Source organism: Caulobacter sp. FW305-C-30-S16 (assembly GCF_058783025.1).
Window position 1 is genome coordinate 254,554 of the sequence record NZ_JBYSYH010000001.1, and the last position, 12,170, is coordinate 266,723.

Annotated in this window: 9 protein-coding genes; 5 read left to right on the forward strand and 4 right to left on the reverse strand. The window is 69.8% G+C overall.

The window, feature by feature from the left end; all coding sequences use genetic code 11:
• Positions 1 to 5 precede the first annotated feature (5 nt).
• The 4 genes from AC3WJT_RS01165 to AC3WJT_RS01180 form a co-directional block, all read right to left on the reverse strand.
• On the reverse strand, positions 6 to 2,354 hold the full coding sequence (locus AC3WJT_RS01165; RefSeq protein WP_492341233.1) for a PAS domain-containing hybrid sensor histidine kinase/response regulator: 2,349 nt from the start codon (positions 2,352 to 2,354) through the stop codon (positions 6 to 8).
• A gap of 89 nt (positions 2,355 to 2,443) precedes the next feature.
• Positions 2,444 to 3,124, reverse strand: a complete 681-nt coding sequence (locus AC3WJT_RS01170; protein ID WP_492341234.1) for a Fe2+-dependent dioxygenase — start codon at positions 3,122 to 3,124, stop codon at positions 2,444 to 2,446.
• A gap of 32 nt (positions 3,125 to 3,156) precedes the next feature.
• Positions 3,157 to 5,496, reverse strand: a complete 2,340-nt coding sequence (locus AC3WJT_RS01175; RefSeq protein ID WP_492341235.1) for a TonB-dependent receptor — start codon at positions 5,494 to 5,496, stop codon at positions 3,157 to 3,159.
• Between the two features lie 106 nt (positions 5,497 to 5,602).
• Positions 5,603 to 6,778 (reverse strand): PepSY-associated TM helix domain-containing protein, encoded by a 1,176-nt coding sequence (locus AC3WJT_RS01180; RefSeq protein WP_492341236.1) that lies wholly within the window; start codon positions 6,776 to 6,778, stop codon positions 5,603 to 5,605.
• 121 nt (positions 6,779 to 6,899) lie between these two features.
• On the opposite strand from AC3WJT_RS01180, the gene AC3WJT_RS01185 reads away from it, so the two are divergent.
• From AC3WJT_RS01185 to mobA, 5 genes are read left to right on the forward strand one after another with little or no spacing between them, the layout of a single operon-like run.
• Positions 6,900 to 7,361, forward strand: coding sequence for an SAM-dependent methyltransferase (locus AC3WJT_RS01185; protein ID WP_492341237.1), 462 nt, complete (start codon positions 6,900 to 6,902; stop codon positions 7,359 to 7,361).
• Positions 7,358 to 8,497, forward strand: coding sequence for a CaiB/BaiF CoA transferase family protein (locus AC3WJT_RS01190; protein ID WP_492341238.1), 1,140 nt, complete (start codon positions 7,358 to 7,360; stop codon positions 8,495 to 8,497). Before AC3WJT_RS01185 ends, AC3WJT_RS01190 begins: the two co-directional genes overlap by 4 nt.
• 9 nt (positions 8,498 to 8,506) lie before the next feature.
• A complete protein-coding gene (fdhD, locus tag AC3WJT_RS01195; RefSeq protein WP_492341239.1) occupies positions 8,507 to 9,319 on the forward strand; it encodes a formate dehydrogenase accessory sulfurtransferase FdhD in 813 nt (270 codons plus the stop codon).
• Positions 9,316 to 11,583 carry an FdhF/YdeP family oxidoreductase gene (locus tag AC3WJT_RS01200; RefSeq protein WP_492341240.1) on the forward strand — a complete coding sequence of 756 codons (2,268 nt, stop codon included), beginning with the start codon at positions 9,316 to 9,318 and terminating at the stop codon, positions 11,581 to 11,583. The genes fdhD and AC3WJT_RS01200 overlap by 4 nt, the downstream gene beginning before the upstream one ends.
• Positions 11,580 to 12,140 (forward strand): molybdenum cofactor guanylyltransferase, encoded by a 561-nt coding sequence (gene mobA / locus AC3WJT_RS01205; protein ID WP_492341241.1) that lies wholly within the window; start codon positions 11,580 to 11,582, stop codon positions 12,138 to 12,140. The genes AC3WJT_RS01200 and mobA overlap by 4 nt, the downstream gene beginning before the upstream one ends.
• The last annotated feature ends 30 nt before the right edge of the window (positions 12,141 to 12,170 follow it).

The following is a 12,170-nucleotide window of genomic DNA, read 5'->3' on the forward strand; positions in this document are numbered from 1 at the left end:
AGACGTCAGGCGACGGCGGACAGGTCGGCGTCCTGCCGGGCCGCCCCCCCGGCCAGCCGCGAAATTTCCGCCAGCAGGGCGGCGGGCGAGATCGGCTTGCCGACCACCCCGTCCATGCCGGCGGCAAGGTAGGTGTCGCGCTGATGGGCCAGGACGTTCGCGGTCAGGGCGATGATCGGCGCCTCGGCGCACGGGCCGCCCTGGCTGCGGATCCGGCGGCAGGCCTCCAGGCCGTCCATGTCCGGCATCTGGATGTCCATCAGGATCAGGTCGAATCCGGCCGCCCCGGCCGCCGCGACGCCGGAGGCGCCGTCGACGGCGGTTTGCGCGACGGCGCCCAGGCTTTCGAGCAGCTTGACGGCGATCATCCTGTTGGTCGCGTTGTCCTCGATGACCAGCACGCGCAGACCGTCCAGCGGCGCGCCCTCGAGCACCGGCGCCAGCGTTGTGGCCGCGGCGTCGGCGGCGGCGATCTCGATCCGGAAGGTCGAGCCGACGCCGGGCACGGACTCGAACGAGACTGCGCCGCCCATCATCTCCGCCAGCTTGCGGGTGATGGTCAGGCCCAGACCCGAGCCGCCGAACCGGCGGGTGGTCGAGGCGTCGGCCTGGTGGAAGCGTTCAAACAGCCGGTCCTGGGCCTCCAGCGGAATACCGATGCCTGTGTCGCGCACCGTGAAGGCCAGCCTCCCGTCGGCGGGACGCTCACAGCTCAGGGCGACCCCGCCCGTCAGGGTGAACTTCACCGCGTTGCCCATCAGGTTGAACAGACACTGGCGCAGCCGCACCGGGTCGGTCCGCACCCAGCCCAGACCCTCGGCGCCCTCAAGTGTCAGGGTCAGGCCCTTGGCTTGCGCCTGGGGCTCGAGCAGGCGGAAGACGCTGCGGGCCAGTTCGCCGGCATCGACAGGCTCGTCGTTCAGCTCAAGCCGGCCCGCCTCGATTCGCTCGAAGTCGATGACGTCATCGAGCAGGGTGGACAGCATCTCGCCGCAGCTCAGCGCTTCGTCGAGCAGGCGCTGTCCGGAGTCGCTGATGGACTCGCTCTTGAGCAGATGCAGGACGCCCAGCACTCCGTTCATCGGCGTGCGGATCTCGTGACTCATGTTGGCGAGGAAGCTGGCCTTGGCCTCCGCGGCCGCTTCCGCGGCCCGCTGCGCCTCGACCAGAGCCAGTTCCTGGCGCTTGCGGGCGTCGATGTCCAGCACCAGCCCCACGCCCTTGCGGGTCGGCCGGTCGAGCCGGTAGCAGGTCCGCACCCAGCGCTCTCCGCCGCCCGGCAGGAGAATGCGGAACTCCATCGAGACGTTCTCGGCGCCGCTGGCCCAGCGGCGGTTGGTGTCGCGCACCAGCGGCTTGTCGTCAGGGTGGACGAACGGCCAGACCGGCTGGGCGATTTCCCGATAGGTCATCCGGCGACCGACCAGACGGAAGAACTGCTCGCTGGCCCAGAAGGCGCGGGCGCGGTGATCGATTTCGAAGGCGCCCGCGTCGGCCGCCTCGAGGGCCAGCTCCTGTCGCCAGGCGTCCATCCGCGCCTGCTCCATCAGCACCTGCACCCGACGCTCGCCTTCACGGGCGGCGTCCCGGGCCTCGGCGAGCGCGCTGACGTCCTGCGAGATGCCCTTCAGGGCGAACACCCGGCCCCGCGGCTCCGTGCGGAACGTCGCCCGCATGGTCAGCCACCGGCCGTCGGCGGTCACCAGCCGGTGCTCGAGGGTCGCGCCCTCGCCCTCGGTCACGCCCCGCGTGAACACCGCCTCGACCGTCGGCAGGTCCTCGGGTGCGACAACGGCATGGAACTTGGCCGTGGTGTCGATGTCTTCGGCGGCCCAGCCGCAGAGGGCGAGGATGTCGTCGGACCACTCGATCCGGTCGCCGCGCGGCTCGTAGCTCCAGGTCCCGATACCCGCGGCTTCGGACAGCATCGAGCTGGTCCGGCGCGCCGCCTCGAGCTCCTGACGCTGATGGACGGTTTCGGTGATGTCCTGCAACGTGCCGACCATGGCCCCGGTCGGGTCGAGGCGCGACCGGCCCTGGATCCACATCCATTCGCCGGACTTGCGCAGGACCTTCAGCTGATTGACGGCATGTCCGTCGCGTTTCACGCGCCGGCGGCTGTCCCGCGCCTCTTCGTAGCTGTCCTCGTGCAGGAACTCGAAGAGCGACTTGCCGACCAGATCCTCGCGCCGCCAGCCGGTGATCCGCTCCCAGGCGTCGTTGATGTCGGTGAAGACGCCGTCGCGATCGACGACGGCGAACATGTCCAGGGAATTGTCGAAGAACCAGCGGGCGGCCGCCGACGTCGGCGCCTTGCGGCTGCTCTTTCGTTTTCCGGTCTTTGCGCCGGCCATGCCGTGGTTTCCGCCCGTTGATCGGGGGACCATGCGGACGGACACGTAAACTTTGGGTTTTCACCCGATCCGGGCCGGCCCGCCGGACCTCAGACCTCGGCCCACATCCGCAGCAGGTTGTGATAGGCGCCGGTCAGCGAGACGATCGAGGCGTCGCCCTGGCCGAGGGTCGCGCCGGCCCGCTGGATAGCCATGTCCATGTCGAACAGCAGGGCGCGGCGCGCGTCGTCCCGCACCAGACTCTGGATCCAGAAGAAGGACGACACCCGCGCGCCGCGCGTGATCGCCTCGACCCGGTGCAGGCTGGAGGCCGGGTACAGGATCAGGTCGCCGGCGGCGAGCTTCACCTGATGGACCCCGTAGGTATCGTCGACGGTCAGCTCGCCACCGTCGTAGTCATCAGGATCGGTCAGGAACAGCGTCGCCGACAGGTCAGTGCGGACGCGTCCGCCATCGGGCGTCTGTCGGATCGAATTGTCGATGTGGTCGCCAAAGCCGTCGCCGACGCCATAACGGTTGAACAACGGCGGATAGATCCGGGCCGGCAGGGCGGCGGCGATGAACAGCGGATTGCGCTCCAGCGCTGCGAGAATCGTCGCGCCGGCCTCGCGCGCGACCGCCGAGCCCTCCGGAAGTTGCCGGTTCTGCTTGGCCAGCGCCGACTGGAATCCGGACGTCGCGTTGCCGTCCGTCCAGTCCGCCGCATCGATCGCCGCGCGCAGGCGGGTGAGCGCGTCCGGGGTCAGCACCTTGGGAATCTGCAGCATCATGACAGGATGACCCTATACCCGACCGGGGAGCCTCAGAACCGGTAGTTCAGGCTGACCTGGGCGGACCGCGCGTCGCCCGGCGTGGCCCAGCCGAAGCCCGAGTTGGAACGGATGCGGTTGTAGTAGGCCTCGTCGGTCAGGTTCTTGATGTTCAGCTGCAGGCTGACCGCGTCATTGACCGTCCAGGTCACGGCGGCGTTGTGCAGCCAGTAGGCGTCGGAGAACAGCAGCGGCGCGGTCGTGCTGGCCCGGGTGAAGGCGTACTCGCCGGCATAGGTCGCGCCGTAGCCGACCATCAGCCTGTCGGTGACCATGTACGTCGACCAGATGTTGAAGGCGTGCTCGGGCGTGATCGGCAGCGGGTCGCCTTTGGTGAAGTCGACGTCGTTGGGCGGCAGCGCCGTCGAGGCGATGTTCTGCAGGATCTCGCTGTCCAGCCAGGTGTAGTTGGCCAGAACCGTCCAGCGCTCGGTCAGCTGGCCGGCGACGCCGAGCGCCAAGCCCCGGACGCGCGAAGCGCCGTCGAGCTGCTGGACCGGGATCGCCGGGTCGTTCGAGTTCAGCCGGATGTTGGTCCGCTCGTTCTGGAACAGGGCGGCCGTCAGGGCCAGGCGCCCGTCGAAGGCGTCCCACTTGGCGCCGACTTCCAGTACCTTGCCCTCTTCCGGCGCGACGTTGCAGTTCTGGTTGGCCCCGGTGGTCGAGCAGCCGCCGTTGACCGTGGCCTGGGAAGGCGTCTCGGTATTGCCGTAGGCGATGTAGAGGCTGGCGTTCGGAGCGGGCTTGAAGACCAGGCCGACCCGATAGGAGACGAGCGTCTCTTCATTGCGGGCCGTGGTGCTGGCGCCGGCCACCGTGGTCGGCGGGGCGCCGACGACGTAGGTGTACGGGGTCGAGAAGAATTCGCCCTCGTTGCGCTCGACCCGGGCGCCGACGTTGAACTGCCACTGCTCGCTCAGCTCGACATTGTCGAACAGGTAGATCGCCTGGTTGGCCAGCTCGCCGTCGCTGATCGCGCTGGCGAAGAAGTTCCGCGGGCCGGTGTAGAGGTTGACCGGGTTGGCGATGTCCATCGCGGGATAGGCCGGCGTCGAGGAATCGGCGTTGCGCTGAACGTTTCCGGTTCGCAGGTCGTAGGTCTCGTTCGACAGCGAGAAGCCCAGCACCAGATCGTGGTCCCAGTCGCCGGTGGCGAACTTGAAGTTGAAGTCGGTCTGGCTGACCAGCTGGGAATTGGTCGTGTCGCGGAGGTTTCCGCGCGGGCCGCTCAGCGCATACAGGCCAGGCGTCCCGCAGGCCGCGCCGGTCTGGGCGTTGAAGCCGTTGGCGAGACACCAGGCGCCCTGGGGCGGGTTGACGACCGTCAGCTGGGTGACCTGCTGCCAGCGGGTGGTGTTGGTGACTTTCAGGGTGTCGCTGAACGTGTGGACGATCCTGAGCGCCAGGCTGTCGACGCCGATCTCCTGGGTGTCGACGTTGCGGTAGCCGTAATAGTTGGACGACTTCGCTCCGGGCAGCGGCCCGTTGAGGAAGGCGTTGGAGGCGTAGGGCACGCCGTATTGCGGCGTGTTCTCATCCTCCTGGTGGGCGTAGGACAGGATCAGCTGGGTCGAGGCGCCGATTCCGAAGGCGATCGAGGGCGCCACGCCCCAGCGGCTGAACGTCTCGACGTCGCGGCCCGGAACGTCGTTCTTGTGGACCATCAGGTTGACGCGGATCGCGGTCGAGTCGCCGATGACCCGATTGGTGTCGAGGGTGGCGCGGCCATAGCCGTCCGTACCCGCGCCCACGCTTAACAGGGTGCTGTCGGACATCCGCGGCGACTTGCTGACCAGGTTGATCGATCCGCCGACCGATCCTGCGCCGGCGTAGACCGAGTTGGCCCCGTTGATCACCTCGATCTGCTGCACGTTGAACGGATCGGTGCGGCTGTACTGGGCGCTGTCACGCAGGCCGTCGGTGGTGATGTCGTTGTTGGCCGAATAGCCGCGCAGGTTGATGCTGTCGCCGTAGCCGCCGCCGCCTTCGCCGGCCCCGAAGGTGATGCCCGGCACCGTGGTCAGGATGTCGCGCAGGGTCAGCAGGTTCTGGTCGCGGATGGTCCGTTCGGAAACCACCGTCACCGTCTGGGGGGTATCGACCGCCGGCGTAACGACCTTGGTCGAGCGCGGCTGGTTGGGGCGATCACCGTAGACATCGACGCCCGTCACATCGGTCGGCGCGTCCATTTCGGCGGCGGACGCCTCAAGCCCCGCGGCGTGCTCGGCGGCCAGCGCGGGCGAGAGCGACAGGCCGGCGGCCCCGGCGACCACGGCGGCTCCGAGAGCGCCCTTGGCCCGGGCGGTGACGCCGACGGCGGTGAACTTGCGCATTGATACGATCCCCGGAACAGGCCCGCGACGCCACGGCGTTGCGATTGCGAGTCGTTCTTATATTTGCCGATCCCGGCCCGCAATGAGAATCGTTCTCAAATTCAAACTATTCGGCCGGACTCGATTGCAGGGTCTTGAGATGGGTGCGTCGCGAACGCCGGCGCAGCCACATCACCGTGCCGGTGACACCCAGCAGCGGCGGTGCGACCCCGGTCAGGAACACGAGGACCTGCCAGATGAAGGGCGTGTCCTGCGCGTCGTGGATCTTGCGCATCCGGCGGGAGAGCGCGTCCGGCTGGCCCGGGCCGCCCCGGCCCCTGACGATCGCGCCGTCCGCATCACTGACCTGGACGCTGGCCGGCAGGACATGGCCCTCGCCGGCGAACTGGATCCGCCAGGACGGCCGCTTGCCTTCCGTCGGCAGGCTGATGGCGCTCAGACGGGCGCCGGGCTTCTCGGCCATCGCCGCGGCGACGGCCATGTCGATGGGCAGGTTGGGCGCGGCCAGCGGCGGCGCGTTGTTCGGGCCGCGCGGCGCGCCCTTGGGCTGTCCGCTGCGCGCCGGGCTCTCCGCCGGCGGCGCCACGCCGAACACCTTCCGGCTGGTTTCGGGGAAGGAGATGTAGACGCCGGTCAGGGAGACCAGCAACAGCGGGACCAGCACCCAGAACCCGAACAGGTGGTGCAGGTTGTTCATGGTCGAGGGCGACCGCCGCCAGCGCAGGCCCTTCAGGACCCGTCCGTTGCGGGGCCACCAGAGCCAGAGGCCGGTCAGGCAGGACAGCGTCATGGCCCAGCCGAGCCAGCCGACGATCTTGCGGCCCAGACCCGGGGCGGTGATCAGCAGGCTGCCGTGCAGCCGGTGCATGATGTTGATCAGCTCGTCGCGGGTGTCGGCGACGTCGAGAACCTTGCCCGTGGCCGGGTCGATCCAGGCGGTCAGGGACCGTGGACGCTGACCGGGCGCCGGCGGCGGGCCGTTCAGGCGGCCGCTGGCGATGACCGGGTCCCCGGCTTCCTGCGGCAGGCGCAGCTGGGTGACCACCGCGCGATCGCCATAGGCCTTGCGCGCCGCGTCGAGATAGGCCGAAGCGGCCAGGGTCGTATCGCCCTCCGAGACCGCGAACCGGTGCGGGTGGATCATCGCGTCGATCGGGTCGTGCCAGACCAGGAAGGCGCCCGACACGCCCAGCGGCACGAGCGCCACGAACAGGCCGACGCCAAGCCACAGGTGGACATCGAGCCAGAAGCGGCGAAGGCGGCCGAGCACGGACTGGGTCAAGCGAGAGCTCCGGATCAGGAAGGGCATCAGCGCGTAATGCGAATGTTTCTCAAATGCAAGTCGTCCGGCTTGACCGCCCGACGGCCCGGGCCTAGCCCGACACGGCATCAGGGAGGCGGCCATGACGTTCACCATCGACGCGATCGGGCATGTGCGCGGCGGGCGCATCGAGGCCATCGACGACGACTGGGGGCCCAGCCGGGCGCGGATCGACCTCGACCCGGCGCGGTTCGGTCCGGAGGCGCTGTACGGTCTCGCCGACTTCTCGCACGCCGAAATCATCTTCATCTTTGACCGCATCACCGAGGCGGAGATCGTCACCGGTGCGCGCCGCCCGCGCGGTCGGGAGGACTGGCCGCTGGTCGGCATCTTCGCCCAGCGGGGCCGCAACCGGCCCAACCGCCTCGGCGTCTCCGTCTGCCGGATCGTTGCGGTGGACGGCCTGACCCTCGAGGTTGAGGGACTGGACGCCATCGACGGCACGCCGGTGGTCGACATCAAGCCCGTGCTGAGCGGCTTCCTGCCGCGCGGCGACGTGCGGGAACCGGCCTGGGCCGGCGAGATCATGGAGACCTACTGGTGAGACGCCCCCTCGAGGGCGTCCGCGTCCTGACCATCGAGCACTACGGCGCCGGGCCCTACGCCACCCTGCTCATGGCGGAACTGGGGGCCGAGGTGATCAAGGTCGAGGCCCCGTCGATGGGCGGCGACGCCTCCCGGCCCACCGGCCCGTTCCTGCTGGGCGAAAACGACAGCCAGTATTTCCAGACCTTCTCGCGGGGCAAGAAGTCGGCGGCCATCGAGCTCAAGACGCCGGAGGGTCGGGCCGATTTCGAGCGGCTGGTCCGGTCGGCCGAAGCGGTCGTCAACAACCTGCGGGGCGACCAGCCGATGAAGCTGGGCCTGACCTTCGACGCCCTGAAGACGATCAATCCGGCGATCGTCTGCGGCCACCTGTCGGCCTATGGCCGGAACAACAGCCGCGAGGGCTGGCCCGGCTACGACTATCCCATGCAGGCCGAATGCGGCCTGATGAGCCTGACCGGCGAGCCCGACGGGCCACCCGCCCGGATGGGCGTCTCGATCATCGACTTCATGAGCGGGGCGACCTTCGCCTTCGGCGTGGTCAGCGCCATTCTGTCGGCCCGGGCCACAGGAGAGGGTTGCGATGTCGATGTCTCGCTGTTCGACGTCGCCCTGCACCAGCTCAGCTATCCGGCGGTCTGGGCGATGAACGAGCGCCATCCGACGCAGCGGATGCCCAACGGCGCCCACCCGTCGCTGGCCCCCGTGCAGCGGGTGAAGACAGCCGACGGCTACGGCCAGCTGATGTGCATGAACGAGAAATTCTGGGCAGAGCTGTGCGCGCTCATCGCCCGCCCGGACCTGCCCGCCGACCCGCGCTTCGCCACCCTCGCAGACCGGGCGCGCAACCTGCCGGCCCTGACCGAAGCGCTGGACGCCCTGTTCGCAACCCGGCCGACCGCGCACTGGAGCGCGCTGTTCGCGGGCCGCGTGCCGTTCGGCCCGGTCAACGACCTGTTCCAGGCGCTGGACAATCCGTTCGTCGCCGAAGTCGGCATGCGCGACGTCGTCGAACACCCCGACCGGCCGCAAGGCCTGCACATGCTGGCGGCGCCGGTGCAGGTCGACGGGCGGCGGATGCCGGGAGCGCGATCGCCGAAACTGGGCGAACACACGGACGAACTCTTGCGCTAGGCTGCCCCCATGAAGGCCGGTCTGCATCCCGTCGAAACCCGCTCCGCCCGCCAGTGGCGCCGTGGCGTCGCCGGGGATACGGCCATCGAACGGCCCCTCGCCGACGAAACGCCGGTAGGCCTGCTGTATGACGGCTGCCCGCACGTGGTGCTGATGGCGACACCCTCGGACATCGAGGATCTGGCGGTCGGCTTCACGCTGTCCGAGCGCATCGCCGGCGCGGGCGACATCACGGGGGTCACGGTCGAAACGCTTGATGAAGGCCTGCAGGTCGATGTTCGTCTGACCGCGCAAGGCCGCAAGGGCCGGGCGGCCGCGCGGTCACGGTCGATGGAAGGCCGGTCCAGCTGCGGCCTCTGCGGCGTAACGCGACTGGCCCAGGCCGTGCGGCCGCTGTCTGCCCTCGGCGACGGGCCGGCGATCAGCCGCGCGGCGATCGAGGCCGCGCTTGACGCCCTTGAGCACCAGCAGGCGCTGGGCCGCCTGACCCGCGCCATGCACGCGGCGGCGTTCGCCGATGCGGCGGGCGGGCTCGTGCGGGTCCGCGAGGACGTCGGCCGGCACAACGCCCTGGACAAGCTGATCGGCGCCGCCGCCCGGGACGGACTCGACGCGACCGGCGGCTTCCTGGTGATCACGAGCCGCTGCTCCTACGAAATGGTCGAGAAGGCCGCCGTCGCCGGGTTCGCGCTGCTGGTGGCGATCTCCGCCCCGACGGCCCTGGCCATCCGCAAGGCCGAGGAATGCGGCATGACGCTGGTGGCCCTCGCCCGGGCAGACGGCTGCACGATCTTCACGCGGGCGGACAGGATCACGCCATGAGCCGGGCGAAGGGCGTCAGTGACTATCGCAAACCGGCCGGCGGCTGGGGCGCCCTGCGCGCGGTGGCCGACGCCCTGACCGACCAGGAGACGGTGGTCGAGGGCGGTCGCTCGCTCCTGTCCGCCAATCAGCCGGACGGCTTCGACTGTCCCGGCTGCGCCTGGCCCGATCCGAAACATACCTCCTCGTTCGAGTTCTGTGAGAACGGCGCCAAGGCCGTGGCCTGGGAGGCGACCGGCAAGCGCGCCACGCCTGAAGCTGTCAGCGGACAGACCGTCAGCACGCTGATGACCTGGTCCGATCATGCGCTGGAGGACCTCGGCAGGCTGACAGAGCCCCTGCGCTACGACCGCGCTACGGACACCTATGTCCGGGCGACCTGGGACGAGGCCCTGGCCCGCATCGGGGCGGTGATGGCCGTCCTGCCCGACCCGGACATGGCCGAGTTCTACGCCTCAGGCCGGGCGTCGAACGAGGCGGCCTTCCTGTTCCAGCTGCTGGGCCGGAAGTTCGGGACCAACAACTTCCCCGACTGCTCGAACATGTGTCACGAGCCGACGAGCGTCGGCCTCGCCGAACAGCTGGGCATCGGCAAGGGAACGGTCTCGCTGGAGGACTTCGACCTCTGCGACGCGGTGTTCAGCTTCGGCCACAACCCGGGCACCAACCATCCGCGGATGATGGCCACCCTGCGCGAGGTCGCCCGCCGCGGCGCGCCGATCGTGGTGTTCAACCCGCTGAAGGAGAGGGCGCTGGAGAAGTTCGCCTCACCCCAGGACCCGGTCGAGATGGCCACCCTCGGCGGGACCGACATCGCCCACCGCTACTACCAGCTGCGCATCGGCGGCGACGTGGCGGTCGTCGAGGGCATGATGAAGGTGCTGATCGCCGGCGATCACCTCGATCATCCCTTCATCACCGCGCACACGGCCGGGTTCGAGGCCCTGAAGGCGCATCTCGCGGCCCGCGACTGGCCGGCTCTGGAAGCCGAAAGCGGCCTTACCCGCGCGCAGATCGAGGAGGCCGCCGCCATCTTCGCCGCCAGCAAGAGGGTGATCCTCTGCTACGGCATGGGCGTCACCCAGCACCGCTCGGCGTCCAGCGCGGTGCAGCAACTGGTCAACCTGTTGCTGCTGGGCGGGCATATGGGCCGGCCGGGCGCAGGCGTCTGTCCCCTGCGCGGTCACTCGAACGTTCAGGGCGCCCGCACGGTCGGCCTGACCGAGAAGCCGTCGCCGGCCTTTCTGGACGCGCTTGGCAGGGCGTTCGGCTTCACCCCGCCGGCCCGCCACGGCCATACGGTCGTCGAGGCGATCGAAGCGATGCAGACCGGAACGGCGAGGGTGTTCATCGGCCTCGGCGGCAACTTCGCGGTCGCCGCGCCGGATCCCGTCGCCACCTTCCCGGCGCTGCGCCGCAACGCCCTGACCGTTCACATCGCGACCAAGCTCAACCGCACCCACCTGCTGGCGGGCGAGGAGAGCTACATCCTGCCCTGCCTCGGCCGAACCGAGATCGATGTCCAGGCGACGGGCCGCCAGTCGATCACCGTCGAGGATTCCACGTCGATGGTGCACGCCTCTCGCGGCATGAACGCTCCGGCTTCGGAGCACCTGCGCTCGGAGCCCTGGATCGTCGCGGCGCTGGCCCGGGCAGTGCTCGGTCCGGAGAGCGGCGTGGACTGGATGGGCCTGGCCGGCGACTACAGCCGCATCCGCGACGGCATCGCGGCGACCTTCCCCGACAGTTTCGCCGACTTCAACGCGCGGATCACGACGCCGGGCGGTTTCCGTCTGCCCGTGCCCTCCGCTGACCGGGTCTGGCAGACGGCCAGCGGCAAGGCCGACCTGATCCCCTTCCGCCATGATGATCCGGCCACCCCCGACGCGGCGCGCGGCGACCCCGATGTGCTGATCCTGACCACGGTCCGCAGCCACGACCAGTACAACACCACCATCTACGGCCTGAACGACCGCTATCGGGGGGTGAAGGGCCGGCGCGACGTGGTCTTCGCCCATCCCGATGATCTGGCGGCGCGCGGCCTGGCCGATGGCGACCGGGTCGACCTGACGGCGGCCTTTCCGGAGGACGCGGCCGACCGCTCGGTGCGCGGCTTCACCGCCGTGGCCCGGGACCTGCCGCGCGGCTGCCTGGCGGCCTACTATCCGGAGGCCAATCCGCTGCTGCCGCTCAGCGAGCGGGACGTCCGCAGCGGCACGCCGGCCTACAAGGCCATGCCGGTCAGGCTGTCGCCCGCCCGATGATCGCCGGACTGGTCCTTGCCGGCGGCCGGTCGACGCGCTTCGGCAGCGAGAAGGCCATCGCGCCACTCGGCGACCGCACCCTGCTGGAATGGGCGATTGAAGCGCTCAGGCCCCACTGCGGCGCGCTGGCGGTCAGCGCCCGGCCACGGTCGGGCGCCGCGGCCCTGACGGCGCGGCTCGGCCTGCCGGTGATCGAGGACGCGCTTCAGGCTCCCGACGGTCCGCTGTCGGGCATCGCCGCCGGCCTTCGCTGGGCGAGCAGTCAGGGGTCGGAGCATCTCGCCATCCTGCCCTGCGACATGCCCCGCGCGCCGAGCGATCTGATTCCGCGCCTGGCGGCGGCGCGGGGGGAAGCCTTCGCCGCGTTCGCCGTCGCGCCGGACGGCCCCCATCCGCTCTGCGCCCTCTGGAGCATCGACCTGCTGGCCTCGCTGGAAGCGGCGCTGGCGAACGGGCACCCGGCCGTTCAGGCCTTCCTCGCGGACATCGGTGCCGTTGAGGTGATGTTCGAGGACGAGGCCGCGTTCGCCAATCTGAACCGTCCGGCGGAGTCCTGATCGTCTTGCCCCGAGCGCAGGACGCTCATC